This window comes from Grimontia indica (assembly GCF_000333895.2).
Classification (GTDB): domain Bacteria; phylum Pseudomonadota; class Gammaproteobacteria; order Enterobacterales; family Vibrionaceae; genus Enterovibrio; species Enterovibrio indicus.
In genome coordinates, this window is the sequence record NZ_ANFM02000034.1 from 65,910 (window position 1) to 89,457 (window position 23,548).

Annotated in this window: 23 protein-coding genes and 1 pseudogene; 16 read left to right on the plus strand and 8 right to left on the minus strand. The window is 50.5% G+C overall.

The window, feature by feature from the left end; genetic code table 11:
- Nucleotides 1-2: 2 nt before the first annotated feature.
- Nucleotides 3-1,238, plus strand: coding sequence for an RNA polymerase sigma factor (locus D515_RS18515; RefSeq protein ID WP_002540670.1), 1,236 nt, complete (start codon nucleotides 3-5; stop codon nucleotides 1,236-1,238).
- Between the two features lie 115 nt (nucleotides 1,239-1,353).
- Nucleotides 1,354-1,737 carry a DUF2541 family protein gene (locus D515_RS18520; RefSeq protein ID WP_002540672.1) on the plus strand — a complete coding sequence of 128 codons (384 nt, stop codon included), beginning with the start codon at nucleotides 1,354-1,356 and terminating at the stop codon, nucleotides 1,735-1,737.
- A 71-nt stretch (nucleotides 1,738-1,808) separates the two neighbouring features.
- Here the strand turns inward: D515_RS18520 and D515_RS18525 are convergent, their stop codons facing one another.
- The 4 genes from D515_RS18525 to D515_RS18540 form a co-directional block, all read right to left on the minus strand.
- Nucleotides 1,809-2,672 carry an ABC transporter permease gene (locus tag D515_RS18525; RefSeq protein ID WP_002540673.1) on the minus strand — a complete coding sequence of 288 codons (864 nt, stop codon included), beginning with the start codon at nucleotides 2,670-2,672 and terminating at the stop codon, nucleotides 1,809-1,811.
- Between the two features lie 3 nt (nucleotides 2,673-2,675).
- The gene (locus D515_RS18530) at nucleotides 2,676-3,536 is read right to left on the minus strand and encodes an ABC transporter permease (protein ID WP_002540674.1); all 861 of its coding nucleotides are present in this window, start codon (nucleotides 3,534-3,536) and stop codon (nucleotides 2,676-2,678) included.
- Between the two features lie 8 nt (nucleotides 3,537-3,544).
- Nucleotides 3,545-4,651 carry an ABC transporter ATP-binding protein gene (locus D515_RS18535; RefSeq protein WP_002540675.1) on the minus strand — a complete coding sequence of 369 codons (1,107 nt, stop codon included), beginning with the start codon at nucleotides 4,649-4,651 and terminating at the stop codon, nucleotides 3,545-3,547.
- Between the two features lie 76 nt (nucleotides 4,652-4,727).
- The gene (locus D515_RS18540) at nucleotides 4,728-5,789 is read right to left on the minus strand and encodes an extracellular solute-binding protein (RefSeq protein WP_002540676.1); all 1,062 of its coding nucleotides are present in this window, start codon (nucleotides 5,787-5,789) and stop codon (nucleotides 4,728-4,730) included.
- A gap of 556 nt (nucleotides 5,790-6,345) precedes the next feature.
- Between D515_RS18540 and D515_RS18550 the strand changes: the two genes are divergently transcribed.
- From D515_RS18550 to D515_RS18620, 14 genes and pseudogenes are all read left to right on the plus strand, one after another.
- Nucleotides 6,346-6,561 carry a hypothetical protein gene (locus D515_RS18550; protein WP_002540677.1) on the plus strand — a complete coding sequence of 72 codons (216 nt, stop codon included), beginning with the start codon at nucleotides 6,346-6,348 and terminating at the stop codon, nucleotides 6,559-6,561.
- A gap of 515 nt (nucleotides 6,562-7,076) precedes the next feature.
- Nucleotides 7,077-7,433, plus strand: coding sequence for a hypothetical protein (locus tag D515_RS18555; RefSeq protein ID WP_002540679.1), 357 nt, complete (start codon nucleotides 7,077-7,079; stop codon nucleotides 7,431-7,433).
- A 26-nt stretch (nucleotides 7,434-7,459) separates the two neighbouring features.
- Complete coding sequence (locus D515_RS18560; protein ID WP_002540681.1) at nucleotides 7,460-7,882, plus strand: GNAT family N-acetyltransferase; 423 nt, start codon at nucleotides 7,460-7,462, stop codon at nucleotides 7,880-7,882.
- Between the two features lie 3 nt (nucleotides 7,883-7,885).
- Nucleotides 7,886-8,283, plus strand: a pseudogene (gene fos / locus D515_RS18565) (fosfomycin resistance glutathione transferase).
- Nucleotides 8,284-8,618: 335 nt separating this feature from the next.
- Nucleotides 8,619-9,140, plus strand: a complete 522-nt coding sequence (locus tag D515_RS18570) for a transcription termination/antitermination NusG family protein (RefSeq protein WP_002540684.1) — start codon at nucleotides 8,619-8,621, stop codon at nucleotides 9,138-9,140.
- Nucleotides 9,141-9,319: 179 nt separating this feature from the next.
- Nucleotides 9,320-9,631 carry a cupin domain-containing protein gene (locus tag D515_RS18575; protein ID WP_002540686.1) on the plus strand — a complete coding sequence of 104 codons (312 nt, stop codon included), beginning with the start codon at nucleotides 9,320-9,322 and terminating at the stop codon, nucleotides 9,629-9,631.
- 190 nt (nucleotides 9,632-9,821) lie between these two features.
- Nucleotides 9,822-10,295, plus strand: a complete 474-nt coding sequence (locus D515_RS18580; RefSeq protein ID WP_002540687.1) for a 2TM domain-containing protein — start codon at nucleotides 9,822-9,824, stop codon at nucleotides 10,293-10,295.
- Between the two features lie 185 nt (nucleotides 10,296-10,480).
- Complete coding sequence (locus tag D515_RS18585; RefSeq protein WP_002540688.1) at nucleotides 10,481-11,557, plus strand: LacI family DNA-binding transcriptional regulator; 1,077 nt, start codon at nucleotides 10,481-10,483, stop codon at nucleotides 11,555-11,557.
- Between the two features lie 86 nt (nucleotides 11,558-11,643).
- Nucleotides 11,644-13,002, plus strand: a complete 1,359-nt coding sequence (locus D515_RS18590; protein WP_002540690.1) for an ABC transporter substrate-binding protein — start codon at nucleotides 11,644-11,646, stop codon at nucleotides 13,000-13,002.
- An 85-nt stretch (nucleotides 13,003-13,087) separates the two neighbouring features.
- Nucleotides 13,088-14,350, plus strand: coding sequence for a carbohydrate ABC transporter permease (locus D515_RS18595; RefSeq protein ID WP_002540692.1), 1,263 nt, complete (start codon nucleotides 13,088-13,090; stop codon nucleotides 14,348-14,350).
- Nucleotides 14,347-15,591 carry a carbohydrate ABC transporter permease gene (locus D515_RS18600; RefSeq protein ID WP_002540693.1) on the plus strand — a complete coding sequence of 415 codons (1,245 nt, stop codon included), beginning with the start codon at nucleotides 14,347-14,349 and terminating at the stop codon, nucleotides 15,589-15,591. The genes D515_RS18595 and D515_RS18600 overlap by 4 nt, the downstream gene beginning before the upstream one ends.
- 74 nt (nucleotides 15,592-15,665) lie before the next feature.
- On the plus strand, nucleotides 15,666-16,913 hold the full coding sequence (locus D515_RS18605) for an MGH1-like glycoside hydrolase domain-containing protein (protein WP_002540694.1): 1,248 nt from the start codon (nucleotides 15,666-15,668) through the stop codon (nucleotides 16,911-16,913).
- Nucleotide 16,914: 1 nt separating this feature from the next.
- Entirely contained in the window at nucleotides 16,915-17,970 is a 1,056-nt protein-coding gene (locus D515_RS18610; RefSeq protein WP_002540695.1) for an ABC transporter ATP-binding protein, read from the plus strand.
- A 263-nt stretch (nucleotides 17,971-18,233) separates the two neighbouring features.
- Complete coding sequence (locus D515_RS18620; RefSeq protein ID WP_002540697.1) at nucleotides 18,234-20,018, plus strand: zinc-dependent metalloprotease family protein; 1,785 nt, start codon at nucleotides 18,234-18,236, stop codon at nucleotides 20,016-20,018.
- Between the two features lie 54 nt (nucleotides 20,019-20,072).
- Here D515_RS18620 and D515_RS18625 read toward each other — a convergent pair whose 3' ends face one another.
- The 4 genes from D515_RS18625 to D515_RS18640 form a co-directional block, all read right to left on the minus strand.
- Nucleotides 20,073-21,368, minus strand: coding sequence for a hemolysin family protein (locus D515_RS18625; protein WP_002540699.1), 1,296 nt, complete (start codon nucleotides 21,366-21,368; stop codon nucleotides 20,073-20,075).
- 122 nt (nucleotides 21,369-21,490) lie between these two features.
- On the minus strand, nucleotides 21,491-22,261 hold the full coding sequence (locus tag D515_RS18630) for a hypothetical protein (protein ID WP_002540700.1): 771 nt from the start codon (nucleotides 22,259-22,261) through the stop codon (nucleotides 21,491-21,493).
- Nucleotides 22,249-22,785: an RNA polymerase sigma factor gene (locus tag D515_RS18635; RefSeq protein WP_002540701.1), complete on the minus strand. Its 537-nt coding sequence runs from the start codon at nucleotides 22,783-22,785 to the stop codon at nucleotides 22,249-22,251. Before D515_RS18635 ends, D515_RS18630 begins: the two co-directional genes overlap by 13 nt.
- Nucleotides 22,786-22,793: 8 nt before the next feature.
- The gene (locus D515_RS18640; protein ID WP_002540703.1) at nucleotides 22,794-23,498 is read right to left on the minus strand and encodes a hypothetical protein; all 705 of its coding nucleotides are present in this window, start codon (nucleotides 23,496-23,498) and stop codon (nucleotides 22,794-22,796) included.
- Nucleotides 23,499-23,548: the final 50 nt, after the last annotated feature.

Sequence of the window (23,548 nt, forward strand, 5' to 3'; positions counted from 1 at the left end):
AGATGAAGAACGCCGCCCCCAAAGCTATCGCGGTAGGTCATCTCATTGATGAGGTATTACGCCGCGATCGGGGGCGGATTTTGTCTGGGTTGATTGCCAGATTAGGAAATTTCCAATTGGGCGAAGATGCGCTGCAGGAAGCATCTATTTCTGCGCTCAAGCATTGGAGCCAAGAAGGTATTCCGCGCGATCCGGTTGCCTGGCTGATGAAGGTGGGGCTGAACAAAGGGATAGATCAAATCCGTTCCTCCCAACGCGAATCTCAGAGACAAAACGATCTCGATTTAGTCGCCCAAGACTCACAAGAACAAGCGGGTTTAGATGTTGCGGAAGTCTTCCCCGACGAACGCCTGCGATTGATTTTCACCTGTTGCCATCCTGCGCTTGAGGAAAAGTCCCGCGTTGCGTTGACGCTGCGTACTGTTTGCCATTTAACGACCCGGGAGATTGCAGCAGCCTTCCTCGATAATGAGCAGACAATGGGACAGCGCTTGTCCCGAGCCAAAGCGAAGATTCGGTCCAAAGGCATCAGCTTTTCTGTTCCCGAAAAAGGGATATGGACGGACAGGCTGGACACAGTGCTGTCCACGATATACCTGATTTTCACCACTGGCTATGTCACAGAAGACAAGGGGCCGAGATACCTATGTGAAGAAGGCATTTTTCTGATGCGTCTTTTGCGCAACCTTTGCCCGAATGATCCGGAAATCGAGGGTGCGCTTGCCTTGATGCTGCTGACCGATGCCCGGCGGGTTGCAAGAATCGACGCTGAGGGGGCTTTGGTGCCAGTCGAAGAGCAAAACGACACGCTTTGGTTAAGTGATGCGGTGACAGAGGCGAGAGGTATCCTTGAAAATGCCATCGAGCGTGGGCAATCTGGGCCTTTTCAAATCAAAGCCGCCATCACAGACTGTCACATGATGCGACCTAAACCAGACTGGCTGCAGATAGCTTTTCTCTACAGAGCGCTTTGGCACTTTGAACCTACACCCGTAGCCGCACTGAACTGGTCTGTGGCCATGGCTGAAACCGGTCAACCTGAACTCGCTTTACAAAAGATGGATGAGCTGAAACCCAAGCTCAAAAGCTATCAACCTTGGTACGCGGCTCGCGCCCATGTGCTGGAGAAGCTTGGCGAGTTCAGCGGCGCTCATGAGGCATACCTGCAAGCGATTGAGACAGCACCAAACGACGCTTCCCGGAAACTGCTGGAGCGAAAAGTACGGTCGTTGCGTTAATCCAGTTAGCCACACTCTCACCGTTGAAAAATTAACACTCCCCTGTCTTTTCATCTCCAGTTGGGCGCTACACTCCGCGTCCTTCGGCGACGGGCCGATATTGAGAGATTGAAAGATGAAAATGAAATCCTGGTTTTCTGTGGTTTGTCTGTCTTTGGGCTTATTGGGTGCGAGTGCAACAGCACAGGCAGATGACGACATCACGCTGGGTCGCACGATTGTGTTTGAAAACACTGATTACGGTGCACCCATTCCATTGCTGGTTTGTCGCCGCGTTGATGCTATTCAGGTAAAAGCCGACCGCGATATGTATTTGCGAAAGGTCGTGGCGACGTTTAAAAACGGCGACACCAAGACGTTCCGTTTTTACCGAAATATCAAAGAAGATGACACCACTGACTGGCGCGAACTGCCGTACAAACGTTGTGTGAAGAAGCTGGAAGTTTTCGGTGAGTCGAAAAACTCATCGGCGGGTGTGCGTGTGTACGGACGCACCTAGTTGCCACACAAAACTGAAAACAGCAGCCATATACAGCTGCTGTTTTTGTTTTCAAAACCTTGTTGCTCCAGCTAATCAGTTTTTGCTGACTTCGATGAAAACCAGATGCTGGCGAGTGCCAAAAGACCCGAAGCGACCATCAAAAGCAATGACACGGCATTGATAACAGGCGTCGAGCCTTCTCGTAGGCGGTCGAACATGGCAATGGTTAGCGGTGCATCCGAGCCGACTAACATCAGTGTGGTGTTGAAGTTTTCAAAGGACATCAAAAAGGCAATGATCGCCGCCCCAATCAATGCGGGCTTTAAAAATGGCAGGGTGATAGTGACCACCGCTTCCATTTTGGTGGCGCCCAAATTCAAAGCGGCCTCTTCCAGGCTGATATCGAATTTCCGTAATCTCGCTGCAATCACCAAAGTACAGATGGTGGTGATGAACGCAAATTGGCCTAACACGACCAAGACTAACCCTGGCCGCATCCACTCAATATCCCACCCAATACTGTCTTCGATGCCATTGGCGATGGTGCTACTCATCAAAAGGATCGATACCCCTAAAATCACGCCAGGGATCACCAGCGGTAACAACAGCAACACATAGCAAAACCCTTTAAAGCGAAAGTCAAAGCGCTCAAACAGAAAGGCGTTGGTGGTAGCCAGAAAAAGTGAACAGACTGTCACCGCAATAGCGACAAACAAACTGACGCCAATACCGTCGGTCAGTTCCCTGTCGTTGAATATGCCTACCTTTGGCTCGCTGTCGCCAAAAAACCAGGAAAGGGTAAAGCCGTTCCAAGGCAGTGACGGAAACAGACTATCGTTAAATGCAAACACGGCGACAACAACAAGGGGCAACATCAGGAACACAAAAAATAGAGCAATATATCCCTGATAAATGCGTGAGAGTGGCCGGTTGGTGGGCAATGAAGGAATCATGGTTCACCCCATGGTTTTCACGAAAGACTGACGGGTGATTTTTAACCCGCCCCACACCATCAGTGAGGAGAGTGCGAGCAGCAAAATGCCGAACGCTGAACCCTGCTCCCAGTTAAACCGGGTGATGAACTGGGTGAAGATCTGTTCGGTAAACCACAGGCTGTCTTTGCCGCCAAGGAGCGTTGGTGTCAGGTAGTTACCCAGCGTCAGCATAAAGACCACAATGCAGCCCGCGACAATGCCGCTCATCGCATGGGGGATCACCACTTCGCGCAGCACATCCCAACTGCTGCCGCCAAGGTCATAAGCCGCTTCTATCAGACTGTTATCTAGGCTATCGAGCGTGGTAATAAGCGGCACGACCATAAAGAGCATGGAGGTATAAACCAAGCCCAGCATAATGGTGGCGTCATTGTAGAGGAGCTCGACAGGCTGATCTGCAAGCCCGAGATACTGAAGAAAACCGCTGACAAGGCCAGACTCGCGAAGCAGGATCATCCACCCATAGGAACGCACCAGTTCACTCACCCAGAAAGGGAGCAGGCAGGCAACAAACAGCAGGCTTTTGGTTTTACCCTGACACACTTTGGCGATGTAAAATGCCACTGGAAAGGCAATCAGCAGCGTCAGTGCCGTGGCCAACAGCGACATGATGGCGGTGCGGGCAAAGGTCCGCCAATACAAAGGTTCGGTAAAGAAGGTGGCGTAGTTATCCATGCTCAGGACTTTTGCGCCGCCCACTACACGATCGTGAATCGAGATATTGAACATCTGCACATGAGGCAAAATGATCAGTAGTGTCAGCCAAAGTAAGAATGGCGTCAGCAGCAGGTAGAGAGCCAGGCGGTTTCCACGTTCTATCATGCTCCCTCCTAACTCTGGACGGGCAGACAGCGTGAAACGGCTGCTTGCCAGTGAATGAACAGCGGATCGCCGGGGCGAATAGTGCGAAAGCTTTCTGTTTGTGGCAACTGCACTGAAAACAGATTTTGGTTCGGGGCACTTTCCACCACTAACTGGCTGCGTGAGCCGTCAAACAGGATTTCTTTTACCTGCACACCAAACCCGTTCTCCACCTGTGGTGGTTTTTGATCTGCCTGCGCGATGCTGATGGCTTCCGGCCGGACGAAGACATCTACTTTATCGCCCACCTTCATCGTTTGGTTGGCGTTGGCCATCAAGCGTTCGCCATATTGGCCCGTGATGGTGACAGTCTGCCCGTTAACGTCTGCAACTGTACCTGAGCGGTGATTGTTTTCACCCACAAACTTGGCGACAAAGGCGGTGGCTGGGGAGTAATAAAGATCCTGTGGCGAACCGAGTTGTTCGAAGCGACCGTTATTCATCACGGCGACTTGATCGGACATTACTAGTGCTTCCGACTGGTCGTGGGTGATATACACAAAGGTGGTGCCGAACTCCTGCTGAAGGTGCTTGAGCTCCACTTTCATTTGCTCGCGGAGTTTGAGGTCCAGAGCGCCTAAAGGCTCATCAAGCAGCAGTACGTCTGGGTTCAGTACCAGACAGCGCGCAATGGCGATACGCTGTTTTTGTCCGCCGGATAATTGGGATATTTGCTTTGGCCCACTGCCGGAAAGCCCGACTCGGGCGAGCACTTCATCGACCTTGCGGTCTATTTCATTCTTCGGTGCTTTTCGGCGGCGAAGACCATAACCAATGTTTTCAGACACCGTCATGGTGGGAAACAGCGCCAGATGCTGGAACACCATGTTCACAGGACGACGGTTGGGAGCAATGTCGTTAACACGGTTACCTTTGATGATGATATCGCCCGACGTTGGTTGTTCAAAACCGGCCAGCATTCTCAGAAGGGTGGTTTTTCCGCAGCCAGACGGGCCAAGAATAGAAAAGAAACTGCCTTTGGGCACGGTGACATTGATGTTGTCTACTGCCGTGAAGCTGCCGAAGGATTTGTTGAGGGAGTGGCATTCCAGATCGGGAATCGGGTTTTCTGACATAGAAACAACGCCTGTGAATTTGAAAATGAAGAGAAACGGCCTGCATGATGCAGACCGTCTGGGTACATTGAGGTGATCAGTTCGCTGCTTTCACGCGATCCAGCACCAGACCTTCCATTTCCTCCAGCCCGGCAGGAACGGTTGGGTACCATTTGATATTGTCGATATCAGCCTGGGGGAAGCTCGCCTGGAACTGGGCTTTCGCCGTATCATTCACGAAATTGTCGGCACCTTTAGAAGCAGTGAAATTACCCGCAGATTCGGTGATTTTGGCGGCGATTTCCGGCTGGTTGACGAAGTTAATCCATTTGTAAGCCGCATCGACAGCTTTTGACTTTCTCGGAATCGCGAAGGTGTCAATCCAACCCAGCGCACCTGATTCAGGTGCCACAAAGGTAATGTCGGTATTGTCGCGGTTCACCTTCCAGCCACCCGCATCCCATGCCATCGCGCCCACCACTTCACCGGATCTGACAAGATTCAGCAGCTCATCGCCGCCTGACCAATAGGCTTTCACGTTCGGTTTGCACTCGATCAGTTTTGCCTGCACTTTATCGAGAATCGCCTGATACTTGGCAGGATCGCTGTAGGCAGCAAATGGGTCTTCACCCATGGCAAATGCAAAGCCGATAAGGGTTGGGCGTTTCAGGCGGTAGGAAACCTTACCCTTATAGGCATCGTCACAGAGGTCCGTGTAATCTTTGATGCCTGAAGCACTCTTGGTATCGACAACCAGACCGCTGGTGCCCCAGATGTGGGGAACGCCGTATACCGCGCCGTCCAGTCCAGTATTTTTCTTGGTTGCATCCAGCATGGAAGGGATCAGCAAACTGGTGTCAATTTTTGACAGATCAATGGGTTGGTAAATATTGAAGTCACGTTGCGCACCTGTGATGCGATCCTGACTGGGTTGGACGAGATCAAAGCCAGCGCCGCGGGTCGCGCGGAGTTTTGAGATCATGTCCTCGTTGTTAGACTTGGTGACCTTAACGTCAATACCGGTTTCCTTTTGGAATTGGTCAATGACTTCCTGTGGTGCGTAACCACCCCAGGTGAGTAAGCGGAGTGTTTCAGCGTTGGCAGTTTGAGCCAGCAGAAGGGTGCTGGCAGCCATGACAGTCAGTTTCATGCTGTTCATCTTGTTTCCCTTTCGTCCTGTTTCCGTTTTATTTGTCGTTGTCGCGTTTAAGAAGCCAAGCAAATTTTGATGTGCTGGCCGCGTGCAGATATCCCACTGCATCGGCTCGTAAAGCAGGTGCAATAGAACTTAGCACCGAACGTTACGAGTGGTTTGTTATAAATTTATTGCACAAAAATAAAGATAGCGTTGCACAAACTTCTGAAAATGACGCACTTAGAACATTTTTGGTTCTGAAAACATACAGGGATATGAACCTGTATGATTTGGTCGTGGAGCTTAAAAATGAAGAGATAAAAACGTACCGTTTTGGCTGAAACATCAAAGAAAATGACACAGAAAGTCGATGTAAATTGCCGTTTTAGCGTTGCGTCGAGGGAACCGGAAACTAAGAGTCAATCGAAGAATTGTTCTGGAGGTGCGTGTGCTTACAGTAGAACTTGGTTGTCTGTCGAAAAGTTAATGAGTCCAATAAATGGTTCAAAAAATCGTCACATTCGTTTGCTAGCCTCGAATTAGGTTTAGGGAAAAACCTGAACGACGAGAGGTATGCAGTATGAAGCTGGTGAATGTACTTAGCGGCGATATCGTCAGAGAATCGGACAATTTGGAAGAGCTCAAAGCGCTTGGTGTCAGCATTGCACTGCGCGAAGGCGCCAAATCCACTCATTGGAGTTTTGAAGACGCTTCCAACCACCGTATATCAGGCAAACGGGCGCTCAGCCTGAGAGATGAAGAAGGCGCGATATATCGTATCTTCCTCCCCAAATAGAATGTCAAAAGGCAGCATTGAAGCTGCCTTTTTTGTACCTGATTGGTCGTCAAGCAAAGCCCAATAATATCCAAATATTCAAAGAGTAAGGAAAGTGAACTGGCAAGCTGAATTCTCGGCGAGATTCACAAATTACCTTTCATTTCTGGCATATGATGAAGTCATCCAAGGTCGACATGAGGAGTGTATGGAAGCTGTTGTAGGTTTGATTATCCCGACTGGTGTTGACGACTTTATTATGCGAAAAGCGGGTCTCCACGACTGACTGGGAAACCAAACAATCACAGAAACGTGAATAAAATAATCATCGCTTTTTGGTTTATTCGCTTTTACCTCTTTACCTCGTAATCAAAGGCCACCTGCAAAGGTGGCCTTTTCTCATTTTGACTCACACTTCGTAACAACAAATTGGGTGAGGCTGACGCACGGCATTCAGACTCGCGCTGCTCTTCTGATATTATCGGGCAAATGGAAAGCGTGTGCTTTCGACAAGATGTTTTTGGGAGAATCTCTGAATGGATCTGAAAGGTCTGGAAAAATACCTGGCGCTGAACCACATCGACTTTAAATCAGCGACTGATAACGATGGATTGCTGATTAACCTTGGTTTTCTCGTAGGGCGCGTGCACGTGCGTTACGAAGAAGACACTAAGACCTTCAACTTCAATGACAAACCCCGCTGGGTTATCCAAATCGTGCTGATGGCTCTGATGCTTTATTTCCTCGCAACCAACTTCAATATTTACTCCCAGCTGCAGCTTTATACCTGTATTGCTGTTACCGTCGCGATGTTCGGTATCTTTGGTTATAAAGAATCCCGCATCAAGAAGCTGAAAGATGCGGTGAAGGAAGACAACCAGTCAGCCAGTTAGCGAAGACTGAGACTCAGGGAGGAGTGATGGAGTATCAGGTTTTTGCCAATCCGACAGAGCAGGACATCATGGACGTGCGCGGCGGGCTTCGGACGTTCAATGACCCTTTCGTCGAGCATCTGAACGAGATGCAAATGGCGGTCTTTGTTGTTGATGAAAGCGGTCAAAGGCGTGGTGGTATTGTCTCGCGCTTTTGGGGTAACTGGATGCACATCCTGTTCCTCTGGATTGATCCTGCGCTGAAAGGGGAGGGTATCGGCAAAACCCTGATGCAGAAGATGGAAGCGGAAGCCGTCGGCAAAGGGTGTAAATCTGCCATGGTTGATACCTTCAGTTTTCAGGCCAGACCATTTTACGAATCTCTGGGTTATCAAAACCAAATGACACTGGATGCCTTTCCCGGCGATGAGCATCAGCTTCACTTCCTCACCAAAAAATTGGTGGGCTAAACCATGCTGAAAGGGTTGAATCACATCACGCTGGCGGTGTCTGATTTAGAGCGCTCGCTTGCTTTTTATCTTGATGTTCTGGGTTTTCAAGGTCATGTCAGATGGGATGGTGGCGCTTACCTTTCTTTGAGTGACCTTTGGCTCTGCCTTTCCGTCGATGAACCTTGTGAGAAAGATGATTACTCACACATTGCTTTCGATATCGACGATGAAAACTTTGTAGCGTTCGCCGCATCAGCGCGCAAAAAAGTGTGAGCGAGTGGAAACAAAACCACAGCGAGGGGCAATCTCTTTACCTTCTGGATCCGGACGGGCATAAGCTCGAAATTCATGCTGGTGGCCTTCAAAGTAGACTGGATAGTCTAAAAGCAAAACCTTATTCAGGGCTGACTTGGCTCTAAGTCGACCCTCGTTCATTCCAACCCTAACTTTAGCGTTTTCACTCTGATGTGTGATATTCGCCAAAGAGTCAATTTTGTTCGAAGGCGAAGCTCACGCTGGCACCCGAATTCACTTCCCTGTAGCCCGCTAAAAGGCTACTATCTTCACATCAACTCCATGCAGTCTGGCAGGCTTTTTCGAGCCATGAGTTTTGTTGGCAACTCACAGACGTCGCGATGAATTTATCACTCTTATAATTACCTTTCGATGCATCGTGATCTCCGGCTGCCTGAAGTATTTTTTCGCCTGAATTTTTTGGTAGGCGACACCTTTTTCTTTTACTGGAGAGATCGAATTGCATCACTATCATTGGTATGCAGTTTATACCCATTTTAATGAGGAAAAACTCCTCCGCGACTACCTGTTAGCGCAAGGCTATGAAGTCTATTTGCCTGAACGCAGGTATTGGGAAACTGTGGGTAATAAACGGCGAATCTCTTATGAGCCTTTGTTCAAATGCCACCTTTTTGTGCGAACTACCCAAGCGGGATTGCAGGAAGTGAAACAAGCGCCGGGCTTTTCACATCTGGTGCGTCACGGCAGGTATTTGGCCTCTATCCCTGAATCCCACATCATCAAGATCAAAACGATTTTGTATTACTACGAAGATGCTACTTCTGTCGCCAACAGTCAGGTGGATGGTGTAACAGTGGCTGTTGTCAGCGGTCACTTAACGGGCATGACGGGCATTCTTCCCCATGGAGAGGGAGAAAGGCCGGTTTCGATGGAAATTGACCACCTTGGCTACTCCATCAACGTCAAGGTGCCAATGGAAACGATTTTCCAAACCAAAGTGCCTTCGCTGGTGTCCTTTTAAAAAAGAGCAAGCTAATAGCTTGCTCTTTTTGATTGTGACGCCAATACCTTCCCAGCAAAGATCAATACACCCTAGCTTTTTCCTTTCATAAATCCCGCTTTCTGCGCAGATTGGTATAGATTTCAGCGCTATGCTCATGACATCCAATTCGTATTGTTCAACTTATCAAGGATGTGATCATGAGAGTGATTCGAAGTGCGAAGTTCACCGCGGAGAATGCCTGGGGAGCGATGGATATCGCTAATATGAACGGTATCACCACCAGACTGCACTGGACTGACAAACCCTACAAGTGGCACATCAACGAAGGCGAGGAAGTCTTTGTAGTGCTCAACGGCATGGTTGAGATGCATTTTCGTGAGGAAGGTGACGAGAAGTCAGTGATGCTTCAGGCAGGAGATATTTTCTACGCCTCTGAAGGCACGGAGCACGTTGCCAAACCTTTGGGTGAAGCGCGGGTGTTGGTGATTGAAACCGATGGGAGTGTGTGACTTTTTCCTCTGAATTTCCTTCCTGACGGGTGTTTGTCGCATCAATGACGCCCCGATTTGATAAACAACAAAATCACGATAACCTACTGTTTTAAAAGCACTGTCATGTATGTGTCGGGTGAGTGACGTTCCTGACAACAAGGAAAGTTCGGTAAATTTTGAAGCGTTCACAACGAAAAGGAAAAACAAGATGATTGTCAGGAAATTACGATTGCAGCGCGGCTGGTCGCAAGAGCAACTTTCTGAAATGAGCGGTCTCAGTGTCCGTACCATTCAGAGAATTGAACGTGGCGATAAAGCAGGTCTGGAATCGCTGAAGTCTCTGGCGGCTGTCTTTGAAATCCAAGTTTCTGACCTTCAAAAAGAACCGGAGCCCGACATGACAGAAGAAGTGAAATACACCGCCGAAGAAGAACGTGTGATTAATCAGGTGCGAGAAATTAAAGGGTTTTATTCCCACCTGACCACCTACGTGCTGGTGATAGGATTGCTGTTTGTGATCAACTTCCTTACCAGTCCAGGTTACATTTGGGCATGGTGGCCAGCGATGGGCTGGGGCATCGGTATTACTGTCCACGCTTTAAGCTCATTCGAAATCCTGAACTTCTTCGGCCCAGATTGGGAAAAGAAACAGATCGAAAAGCGCCTCGGTCGCAAGCTTTAAGCGCATTCCCAAAGACTCAAAGGCTAGCATTCTGCTGGCCTTTTGCTTTTATAACCGTAACAACTCCGACCTCATCCTCTTGAACCCACTTGGTGCAGTTTTTCTCGCTAATGACACATTCATCATTTGCCGAAACCGGTTTCGTTAAATAGTTTTTAAATTATCAGTACGGAACAAGGTGGTTTATGACGTTCAATCCGAGAGTGTCAGCAGTCGGTCGCGGGCTTCGAGAAAAACGCCCGACGATCAATGAACTATCCAAGGCATTGGGGCTTTCCAAAGGCACGGTTTCCCGTGCACTCAATGACTATCCTGATATCTCTCCGATTACCAAACAGCGCGTTCGTGAAAAAGCCAAGGAAATGGGTTATCGCGCACTCAGTTACGCCCAAGCCATTAAAACCGGGCAGGTTTGTGCCATAGGGCTGGTACTGAACCTCGGCAGTGACAATGCCCACAGACCTTTCCTGACCAACTTTATTGATGGGATCAGTCGGGCGGTAAGCCGCCATAACTGGACGTTAACTGTTGCGACCGCGAATGGCGAAAAAGATGAGTTGCAGACGCTTCGCCGCCTGATTGAAGAGCACAAAGTGGATGGATTCATCCTACCGCGAAGCAAAGCGCACGACCCGCGTATTGCCCTGTTAAAGGAAGAGGGAGTGCCCTTTGTGATTTTTGGCCGCTCGCAGGATTTGGATAACGTCAGCTTCTTCGATATCCGCGGTGAAGCCGCGATGCGTGAATCGGTGCAGGTTCTGGCTAGGCGCGGCCATAAGCGCATTGCCTTTGTGAATGGTGGCGATGAATACAACTACAGCCATTTGCGGGAAGACGGTTTCCGTCAAGGCATGCAATTGTCCGGTCTGGAAGTGGATGAAAGTCTGTTGCTATGGGGCGGCATTACCAAGGCGGCAGGACAAAGATTAGGTGAGGTTTTACTTTCTCAAAGTGAACCGCCCTCGGCGGTTGTCTGTGCGCTTGATATTGCGGCTCTCGGGATCTATCGCGCTGCCTCAGAGCGCGGGATTGAGATAGGAAAAGACCTGGCAGTGATTGGTTATGACGGTCTGCCTGAAAGTGAATTCGCCTCGCCACCACTCACAACGTTTTCTGTGGACATGCGTTATTCAGGTGAGCAGTTAGCGACGCTGCTGCTTCGTCAAATCAATGGGGAGCGGCCGGAAGATCTCCGAAAGCTGGTGAATGCCCAATTGATAAAGCGCCTGTCCCACGGAATCAAGCACCATGTCACCAAGTAATATCAAGGAAAGTGAGTACATACTACGCTTTTAGTAAACGGCGGGTATTAGACGACGTAATGAACGCGCACAAAAAGGAGTAAACCATGAACAATCAGCAGACTGGCAAGCGCCGTTGGCTGGCGGGTATCGTGATAACAGCGATGTTTGGCGTCTCATCGGTATATGCCGACTCCATCCGGTTCTGGACAACGGAAGAGCAGCCAGAGCGTCTGGAGCGTCAACAGGAGATGGCGAAAGACTTCGAAAAGCTGACCGGTACCAAGGTTGAAGTGATTCCGGTGACTGAGAGTGATCTTGGTACCCGTGCGACTGCGGCTTTCTCTGCAGGTGATCTGCCTGACGTGATTTACCACACTTTGCAATACACACTCCCATGGTCAGAAGCGGGTATTCTGGATGCGGATGCCGCCACAGAAGTGATTGAAGAGCTGGGTGTTGATACTTTTGCACCGGGCGCACTGGAAATGGCGACGGTGGAAGATGGTTACGCGGCGGTGCCGGTTGATGGCTGGACCCAGATGCTCGTTTACCGCAAAGACCTGTTTGATGCCAACAAACTGGCCGCGCCGGATTCCTATGAAAACGTGCTGAAAGCGATCGAAAAACTTCATAATCCGCCAAACATGTTCGGCTTTGTAGCGGCGACTAAGGTCGACGAAAACTTCATGAGCCAGGTGCTTGAGCATGTTTTCCTCGCCAATGGCGTGACGCCAGTGAACAAAGACGGCATTCAGCAACTGGATAAGAAGAAAACCATCGAAGTGCTGGATTTCTACAAAGCGATTGCCGACGCCTCGCCAGATGGTGAGCTGTACTGGAAGCAATCCCGCGAGCTGTATTTTGGCGGCAAAGCAGCGATGATCATCTGGTCTCCGTTCATTCTCGACGAGCTGGCAGGGCTGCGTGACAGCGCGCCACCAACGACTAATGACGATCCAACCAGCCGCGAATTGGCTTCAAAAACCGGTATCGTGACCCGTTTCTCTGGTCCATCTAATCCGGAAGGCGCCGCATGGGGGGATGTACGTTACTTCGGTATCACGACAGATGCAGACATCGACAATGCCATGGCTTTCGTCCGTTACTCCATGAGCGATGGTTACACCAATACATTGTCGATTGCGCCAGAAGGCAAGTTCCCTGTTCGACGCGGCACCGAAGATAACGCGACACTTTATACCGAAGCATGGTCAAAACTGCCGGTTGGTGTTGACCGTAAAGCGCCTCTGTCTGAGCTGTATGAAGCCGAAATGATTGATGAAATCGTTGGTGGCTTGAACAACGCGCAACGTTGGGGTGTGGCAGAAGGCCAACTGGCGCTGGCATCGAAGGTTATCAACAGCCAAGTGATCAACCGACTGGTGCGCGAATACATCGACGGCACGCGTGATGCCTCTGCCACGGTCGATGCCATGAATAAAGCACTGGCTGAGCTTTACTAAGCGACGCATTCATTCCCGAACACAATCACCCAACGGGAGCGGAGAAATCCGCTCCTGACGGGGAAGTCATATCCAAGGAACTGGGATGAGCGAATCAATTAACACTGTAAAACCTGAGCCGCCCAAGGGTGTCGGACCGCTACAAAAACGGGAAACGCGGCTGGCATGGGGTCTGTTGTCTCCGACTTTGATTTCGGTCGCGCTGGTGGTTCTGCTTCCATTGCTGTCTATCTTCTGGATCAGTGCCAAGCCGATTGAATTAGCCGATTTGCGACCCGTCGAGCCGAATGTCTACGAGCGCTTCCGTGGCAAACCCAAAGCGGCGGGAGACGAAATCAAAATCGAATATCGCCTGACGAACCGTTCAAAGGAAAAGGCGATTGAGAGCGTCACGCTGCGTGATGTCATTCCAGAAGGCCTTACCGCACAATCTGTTCCAGAAAACTGCACCCTGAATGGCCGCGAAATTTTCTGTGAGCTGGGAGATTGGGAGCCGGGCTACAAAGAGCGTATGCAAATCCCGGTTGTGGTCGAGGAAGCCTATATCGCAAACCTTGTGGGGATGCGTGATTATCCGGCGGAAATGGCAGGTATCAGTAGTTCAGACCTCTTTAATACCAGTTTTACGTTCGACAACTTCACCAAGGTATTCGACAGTAATGAGTTTATTGAAGTCCTCTGGGTGACCATTTTCTACACGGTTTTCGGCACCATTGGCGCACTTGTCGTGGGTATGATGGCGGCGCTGCTGCTGAACAAAACATTCAAAGGTCAGGGCTTCATTCGTGGCTTGATGCTGTTTCCTTATGTTGCGCCCGTGATTGCTGTTGCCTTTACCTGGGTGACACTGTTTGACCCGTTTTCCGGTTCGGCCAACGCGCTTTTGATTCAAATGGGCGCGATCACTGAACCTATCAACTTCTTTGGCGAAAAGCCGTTGGCACTGATCAGTGTGACAGTGTTTGAGATCTGGCGTTACTTCCCGCTCTCCTTCCTGTTCATTCTGGCAAGGATGCAGTCGATAGACGCTGACATGTACGAAGCTGCCCGAATGGATGGCGCGTCGCCCTTCCAGCAATTCTGGTACCTCTCGATTCCCCAGTTGCTTGGCATTCTGTCGGTCCTTTTCCTGCTGCGCTTTATCTGGACCTTCAACAAGTTCGACGACATCTTCCTACTCACCGGCGGTAATGCCGGGACGCGAACACTGACAGTGAATGTGTATGAGCAAGCCTTTGCACTGTCCAACATTGGCGCGGGTGCAGCCGTGGCCGTGGTGATCTTCGTCTGCTTGCTGATCTTCTCGTTCTTCTTCTTCCGCTATGTCAGCCGTGAGGAGGGTTTATGATGACGGCTTCAGAAAAATGCTGGTATCGCCAGGCGGACTTTGTTGCCGCCGCCATCGGCGCAGGTTGGGGCATCAGCGCCGCCATTACCGTGACGGTGGCGCTGGCATTGATGACCGGTGCGGGTGTGGCACCTTATGTGTGGATTTCCCTTCTGGCTGGTGCAGTGTGCGCAGTGTATGTGCTTCGCATGCAACACCGTCTTGAAGGTACGTCTTTGGTGGTCAGCGCCACCACCGTCTATTTGCTGATATTCATGGTGCTGACACTTGGCACACCGTTCACTATTTCGCTGGCTGAGCATACGTCGTCGCAGGCTGTGGCATTTGTTGTCATGGCACTTTTCACCGTCTGGCCGCTCTCCCGCATGTTGGTGGAAACCCCTGAGGGATGGCTGGATCGCCATGAATTTGAAAGTGCGATCATCAACTTCATGTATTGGTTCGGCTACCTGTTTTTCATCATCATCGTGGCAGTGCCTTTCTATGTGATGGTAATGACCAGTCTGAAAAGCCAGCAAGCGCTGCTGGCCAATCCACTCGATTTCAGCCTGGATCTCGACAAAGGATTGGGTCTGTTCCGCTCTTATGTCGAACTTTTTGAGCAGTTCAATTTCGGCGAATACCTGCTGACTTCCTTCAGCGTGTCGGTCGCGACCGTGATTGTCACTTTGCTTTTCAGCGTTCCGGGAGCCTATGCCGTTGCGCGTCTCCGTTTCCGAGGTCAAGCGGCGATGTCCCGCTCGATTCTGCTGATTTATATGGTGCCGATGATCGTTCTCGCGCTGCCTATCTATATCGGATTCAGCATGTTGGGCCTTCGCAATTCCCTGTTTGGTATTCTGCTGATATATCCGGTGACCACGATTCCTGTGGCGCTTTATATGCTGCAGGGCTACTTCCGCGGATTGCCAGCAGAAGTGGAAGAAGCGGGCCTGATGGATGGGCTGTCGCGTCTCAAAGTTATTTTGAAAATCACGCTGCCACTCAGTTTGCCTGCCATGGCGTCGGTATCGCTGTACGTCTTTATGATCGCGTGGAACGAGTTCCTGCTTGCTTTCATGTTGCTCGATGATCCATCCAAATTCACCCTGACCCGCGGGGTCGCCATGCTCAACAGCTCGGAAATACCGCGTCAGCATTTGATGGCTGGGGCAGTGATTGCCACCGTGCCTATCATGATGATTTTCCTGGGTCTTGAGCGGTTTATGGTGAAAGGTCTCACGGCGGGATCAGTCAAATAACGATATGCCCTAAGGCGCGAGATTCGCGGTAAAGCGCCTTTCGGCCAACAGCTTAAAATTTTGGGAATTTGATTATGGAAGCTCTGGATAAACAAGCCATCGACATACTGACAGATAACGATCGAGGCGGTTACACCATACCCACGGCGGGTTTGTACCCGTATCAGTGGAACTGGGATAGCGCGTTTGCGGCGTTGGGTTTTTCAACCTTCGACTTACCGCGTGCCTGGCAGGAAATTGAAACTTTACTGACTGCCCAGTGGGATAACGGCATGGTGCCGCACATTGTTTTCCACCAACCCGATGAAGGTTACTTTCCGGGGCCGGAGGTCTGGGGTGGAAAAGGGCCGATCGCGTCGTCAGGCATTAGCCAACCGCCATTGGTGGCAACCTTTGCGCGCAAGATTTATCAGCGTGACGAAGCACTCGGTCTGGAGAAACTTAGAACCATTTATCCGGCGTTGATCAAATGGCACCGCTGGTACATGGCCTGCCGCGCGGAATCCGGTGTGGTGGCAAGCACGCATCCTTGGGAGAGTGGCCGCGATAATGCGCCGGATTGGGATGAAGCCTCAGAGGCGATTGATATCTCTCACGTCGGCGAATACAAGCGTCGTGATACGTCTCATGTGGACGCGTCGATGCGCCCGACCAAGCTGGATTACGACCGCTATTTATCGCTTTTGTACTTAGGTCGTGACTGCGGCTGGGATGAGAAGGTGATAGAGCAAACCAGTCCGTTTCGGGTCGCTGATCCGAGTCTTCACTTTACCTTGCTTCGTGGCCACCGTGATTTAGCGGAGATCGGAAAATTGTTAGGTGAGGATGTCTCCGAGATTGAAGGCTGGATCGCAACGCTGGAAGCAGGCTGCAAACAAATCTGGAACAGAGAGATTAACGCATTCGACAGCGTGAATCTGCGAAACGGCAAGTTCGCGGGGAGTCTGTCAAATGCTTCATTCCTTTGCTGGTACGCAGGCATTGAAAGCCCGGAAATGGTGCACCATCTCGAGCGCATCCTTGCGAATGGGCATTACATTGTGCCGAGCTATGATCCGGCAGGAGAGAAATACGACGCTATGCGTTATTGGCGAGGTCCTGTGTGGGCCATCATGAACGCGTTGATTGGTTGGGGACTGGAAGAGCAAGGACATATCACACTCGCGAGGGCAGTGCGCCAGCAAACCGCGGGTTTGATTGCAAATTATGGCTTCGCCGAATACTTCAACCCGGACAATGGAACGCCGGCAGGCGGCGGGCATTTTACTTGGACAGCAGCCGTTTGGCTTTCCTGGTCGCTGTCTGACTTAGCAGGAGGCTGACATGGGCTCAATTCAACTGAACAACGTCGAAAAATGGTATGGCGACACGCAGGTCATCAAGGGGATCGATCTCTCGGTGGATGAGGGTGAACTAGTGATTTTTGTTGGGCCTTCGGGTTGCGGCAAGTCTACGCTGCTCCGGATGATTGCTGGCCTTGAAGAAACCAGCCGCGGGCAGATCTTGATTGACGGCACTGACATGACAGATCAACCGCCAGCCAAACGCGGTTTGACCATGGTGTTCCAGAGCTATGCACTTTATCCACACATGACAGTGCGCGACAACATGGGTTTTAGCCTGAAAACCCAAGGGCGTCCGCAGTCTGAAATCGACGAAAAAGTGAATTACGCGGCGCAGGTGCTCAAGCTTGAGGATTATCTCGACCGTCGTCCAAGACACCTTTCCGGTGGTCAGCGACAGCGTGTTGCGATTGGTCGCTCTATCGTCCGAGACCCAACAGCGTTCCTGTTTGATGAACCCTTGTCGAATCTGGATGCGGCGCTTCGTGTCGAAATGCGTTACGAAATCGCCAAGCTTCACCAGTCTTTGCAATCCACCATGATTTACGTGACACACGATCAGGTAGAAGCGATGACCCTTGCCGACAAAATTGTCGTCCTGCAAGGCGGTGTGATTGAGCAGATTGGTAGTCCGAAAACCTTGTACGACCACCCTGCGAACCTCTTTGTCGCGCAGTTTATCGGCAGCCCTAAGATGAACATCATGCCCTGCGTGACAGAAGGGGGAGAATATGGGCTGGCAGGCGGCAATGGCGGGGTATATTCGCACTCACGTTCTGCAACCCAGCTTGGCATCCGTCCAGAGGCCATAAATCTGGTTTCTCCGGAAGAAGGTAACTGTCAGGGCATCGTAGATGTGACTGAATACCTTGGTGCGGATATCTATGTAGTTGTTGATTGTGGTGAGCTCGGCAAAATAACCGTTCGCACCGATGGGGAAAGCGAGGTAAGAGCTGGCGACAACGTGGGTATCCAGTTCCATACCAACAAGCTGCACTTCTTCGACGCGGAAGGATTATCTGTCGCGCAATCATGATCAAGTGTCTTCGGTTTTTCGAGTTTACTGAAGGCACACATTCTCCATTTGATGCGGTTCTTTCTTCCAGTGAACTGCAAAACACTCCCCCGGCATTTTCTCCTTGGATGCCGGGCTTTTTTTTGCCACTTCAGTGGCAGAAAAGTACTGATATTCTTACTCATCTCACTTCATAAACAAATTTATCATGATTAATTGAATAACCTTTTCTCTAAGTCAGGGAAACACACTGACTGATATGGATAAAAATAAAAGGATATTTGATGAATCTTAAACATCTAAAAAGAGATATAGGGATTGTGGCGAGCCTTGGCGTGGCGCTTTTTTCTGCAACGGCATTGGCAGGAAATTATACGGCAAAGGATTTTCCCGATGGGCAATTGCCGAATAACGACAACAACATCACTTTTACGACTTACAACGGAAACTGGGTGGGCGAGATAAAATTCCCCACAGCGCCCCAGGACAAAACCATTGTGAATCTGGTTTCTAATGCGGGTTATACCTCTTCAATCAGTCATGACTCTCTGGATTTTGAAACCGTTTATCTCTACACCAATGACTCGGTGACGTTCCGCTATGATGCTGCCACCAAAGCGTGGGGTATGGACATGGATCTCCAGACGCCAAACAAGGTGGGGGATACCATCAAGAACGATGCGGGACAGCGTTTTGTTCGTTATCACATGTACAACAGTAACTGGACGCGGGCGGTGAAACTGCCTGAAAACGTTAATCAGCTTCAGGGCATAGTGATCACGTCCAACGCGTCGTGGACATCACGCATTGATGAAGCGCAATTGGGAACCAAGAGTACGGCTTCGATCCGAACCAAAGACAAATACGTGTTGGTCTACAACAAGCAGTATAAAAAATGGTTCTTTAAGTCTGCACCGGAACGCTTTATCAATGCGCGTGATATTAAAGACGGTGTGGTGCCAACCCCTTACTCACCGATGACAGTGGTGCAGTTTGCCAATGCTAATTACATCGGCAACATTTCCTTGCCCAGACAGGGCAAGGAAGGGGATACCGTGGCCATTCGCTCCCGCGCGGACTGGAATGCCACCATTATGAACACCCGTACCAATGTGGGTGCGCCTCTAACGCTCAGAAACGGCCAGGAGTATGTGTTTGTTTATCGTGGTGACCGCAATCTGTGGAGCTTGTATAAGAGTCCAGAAGTACGCCTGAATGCACGTGATGTGAAAAACGGCGAGCTCAATATCACTGCGCCTGATACGCACGTTTACTTTTCCAATGCTAATTGGGTTCGGGATTTGAAATTTCCAAATCGTGGCGAAGGCACCCGTGTTCACGTGAAAACGGATGCCGCCTGGTCGTTTGTGGTATCAGGGCAGGGTATGAGTCCAAATAGACTGTACCGTGGCGAATGGGCAACCTTTGTCGTCAATGGCAGTGGAAACTGGGAACGCGAAACCGTCACCATCGATTTACTGGCTTACTACAGCCATCGAAACGTGCAGAAAATTGGCGAAACCAAATCACGTGCTCGTTTGGTGGAAGGCTTCGTGAAAACCAATGAAGCGCTGTTGAATTCAGGGGCGAATTTCCGTTTCCGCATGGTTTCTCTTGAGAAATTCCAGACGCCGGATACCTGGCTGAGACTTGGTGATGTGCTGCGCGAAATACGCTCAAACCCAGTTGCCCAACAACGACGTGATGCCCTGAAAGCGGACGCGATTTACTATGAGGGTACAGAAAGTGGTTGCGGCTTAGCGTATGTGAAATCCAGCCGTTTCAACATGGTGGCGTCGGGCTCGCTTAACTGTGGCACCGATGTCATGCGCCATGAACTGGGACATAACATGGGACTGAATCATGGTGTACTGACGCCGGATTTGGCACGCAATATCGCGGTTGGTTACTCTGCGGAGCGCACTGTGATGGGCGGCAATGCGATCCCGTATTTTTCGACGCCAGAAAAGCTTTCTCCGAATACCAAACTGCCGCTGGGCTTTACTGACCAGATTGACGGCGTGAAAGCGATGAATAACTTCTCGAAGCAAGTGTCGGGATACAACTAAGCAGTTTTCTTCCGATAGAAAAAGCCCTCCAACGTTTGGAGGGCTTTTTATTGGTTAGATATCCGCTTCGGTTTCTGCGCGCACCTGTGTCACCTTTACCTTGGCGACGCGATTGTGTTTGACTTTAAGAACCTCAAAGCGCCAGCCTTGATGAAGAAGTACTTCCCCCTCGCCAGGCACCCGCTCCGCTAACCAACTCAACATGCCATTTAGGGTTTGGAAACCTTCGGCTTCTTCGCCCTCCAAAGTCGAAACCCCAAGCCGGTCTTTCAACTCGTTCAAAGGGATCAACGCATCCATCACCCAACCACCTTCTTCCAGAGCCTGCGCCCACAAATCCTGTGGTGAGAGCGAGAGCTCACCGGCAATCGCTTCCAGCAAATCATAGTGCGTAACCAGCCCTTGAATATCGCCGTATTCATCAACAATAAACGCCATTTCTGCCCCTTGGCGCTGCATGTAATCGAGCAGCGTTAGCCCTTTCATCGACTCTGGCACATACATAGGGCGTCTTAGCAATTTGGCAATGACGGTGGTGTTGATGTCGCTGACATGGTTCAGCAGCAGTTTGGAAGAAACGGTGCCGATAACGTTATCCAGATTGCCACGACAGATCGGGAAAACGCTGTGCTTGGTACTTCGGATGCGCGCCAGAACTTGATCGACAGGCTGGTTGATGTCGAGATAATCGATGTCGCGGCGGGGTGTCATCAGCGAGCTGACCAGACGATCATTGAGGTGCAGAATGTTGCGGATCATGGTTTGTTCACGTGGCTCTATCGCACCGGATTCAGAACCTTCATTGAGGATGGCCTGAATATCATCTTCTGTCACTGCTTCTTCGCTGTCTTCGCGCACACCAAGACCTTTCAGCAATGTTTGCGTTGAGACACTCAGCGCCACCACAAACGGCCGGGTAATAATAGAAATCCAGCGGATGGGACGAGCAACCAGAACGGCGATAGTTTCAGCATGAGACTGCGCGATACGCTTTGGCACCAGCTCGCCCACGACGATGGCAAAGTAGGTGATGCCAAGCACCACGCAAGCGGTGGAGAGATAATCTGCCGTTTCGATGTGCATACCAGCTGAAACGAGAAACGCTGCGAAAGGTTTGGAGAGTGTGGCTTCACCGACAATACCGCTCAGAAGCCCGATAACAGTGATGCCGATTTGGATGGTGGAAAGAAAGGTGTTGGGGTTTTCTTTGAGGGAAAGCGCGACTGAGGCGGCTTTTCGGGTTTCCGCCATGCGTTTCAGTCGGCTGGTTTTGGCGGCGACAAGCGCAATCTCCGACATGGCAAACAAGCCGTTAATCACAATTAAACCAGCGAGCAGTAATACGTCCATATTGTCCTGAACCTAATGAAGAAATCAGCTTCAGAATATGCCGCATTCGCACTTGGAAATGTGATTAATCACTGTATTTTAAATGAAGGTCAGGAGGCGACAGTGCACCCCCTGACCCGTTTTTAAATGGCGTTCCAGTTACTCAGTTCAACACAACGGCCGCGGTATAGCACTTGACTGTCCGGCGTCTCACCAATGGTGACAATCAGCTCTGAACTGTTCTGCAATTGCTTCCATTCCGCAGTCGACATAAAGCGGGTGTCATTAATGTTTCTCAGCGTGTCGATGCGGGTAACCTCACTGGATTCTTTATCCCGCATCCACACAGTGGCCGTTTCCGGCGGTAACTCCGATTCGCGCAGGTTCCGCTGCAGACGCAGTGTCGACTTCGCATCCCCTAATCCGCGATACGCCACAATGGCAAACAGATTGTGTTCCTGTTCAGAGGACATCAAAGCAAAGTAGTTCGCAGGCTGAACAATAATCGGCCCTTTCTTTGGAGCCTCGGTAGGCGTGATGATCGGACTAATCAGCACACCCATCACCAGCGAAAAGGCCAGTGATAAAGGCATGATGAACCCCTTCCACCAAGGCGCTTTCGCTACAGTTCTGGCTACTTCACGTTGGGGGTTAACGGCTGCGTCGATATTGCGCCAAACCCGATCAGGCGGTTGGGTGAACTCCCAATCTAAATGTGCATCGATAGAAGGGGTGATACCGGCAAAATGCTGCTGCCAGTGCTCAATGTGTTCCCACCAACTTGGGTCTTGATTCATCAAACATTCCAGACGACGCCGGACTTTGGGTGTGAGCGTGCCGAGGACATATTCAGCGGCGAGCCTGTCTCTTAACTCCGTGGATTGGTAGCGTTTCGCAACGGTTAATTTAGGCATCGCTTCAGCTCCATCAGTCCGCGTCGAATCCAGGATTTCACTGTTCCCAGTGGAGATTTTACATGTTCGACAATTTCTTCATGACTCATGCCGTGCTCATAGGCGAGGACGATGACACTGCGCTTTTCTGGTGTGAGCGCCTGCAGGCAGTAGCTTAGCTTCTGGTGCTCGGGATGTGCGCCGTTTTCCAGCGTTGCCAGACCTTTGTCGGCCTCTGACATGGGGTCAGAGACCGATACTTCCTTTGAGTAGCGTGCCTTTCTCAGTTCATCAATGGCGAGGTTACGCATACTCTGACATAGCCAGGCCCAAGGGTATTCAATAGGGTAGCTGTGCTGTCTGAACCAGAGTTTCAGAAACCCCTCCTGCAGTAAGTCTGCAGCCAATCCTTCGTCTTTGACGATGGATACCAGCAAATGATAAAGACGTGAACCAGTAAGCGAATAGAGCGCTTCAAAAGCGCTCCGATCTTTCAGGGCAATGCGGGAGAGTAGCTCACCGACTTCCTTGGTATCGAGACTCAAATATCACCTCATAGCGGCACCATGTGCCAGATGTCCTTCACGCCGTCTCCTGTCGTTTGACCCGGCGCGGTATCTTTAATCCATCGGTAAAGCGGCATACCTTTGTATGTCCACTGAACGTTCCCATCCTTGCGCTCTGTTACCCCAAAATCACCGGACAATGTCAGTGATGCCATGTTCTGCGTGTCCACCAAAGCGGGTGGCCAATAAGCGGCGCAGTCGCCATAGCAGTTGGAGATACCCTTTTCATCGTTATCAAAGGTATAGAGGGTAAAATTGTTGTCATCCACCAGATAGCGGCGGTTATCATCGTTATATAGTCGGACTGTCACATCATCGGCACGCGCTAAAGGCCAAACACCTTTGATACCTGCTCCTTCGATATCGCCTGCCTTCATGTCTTTAAACCAGCGGTAAAGTGGTGCGCCCTGATAAGCCCATTGTTCACTGCCATCGTCGCGACGAATAACGCTGAATCCAGATTGACTGCCATACAACATTTCTGTCGCTGGATTGACTGGAAGGGGGGGCCATTTTGCTGCGCAGCCGCCATTACAGATGGATCTGTCCTTTTTGTCTTTGCTGAAGGTGTAGAGCGAGTGCCCGTTCGGGTCGACAAAAATCTCACCTGCAGCGGTGTTGACAGTGTTGTCTGCGGCAATAGCCAGCGCTGGAAGCACCAACAAAGTGCCGACAAGCATGTGTTTGTACATGGGATTTCCTTCTCATTGTTTTTGACATCATGAGACAGCGCTGTCAGAGA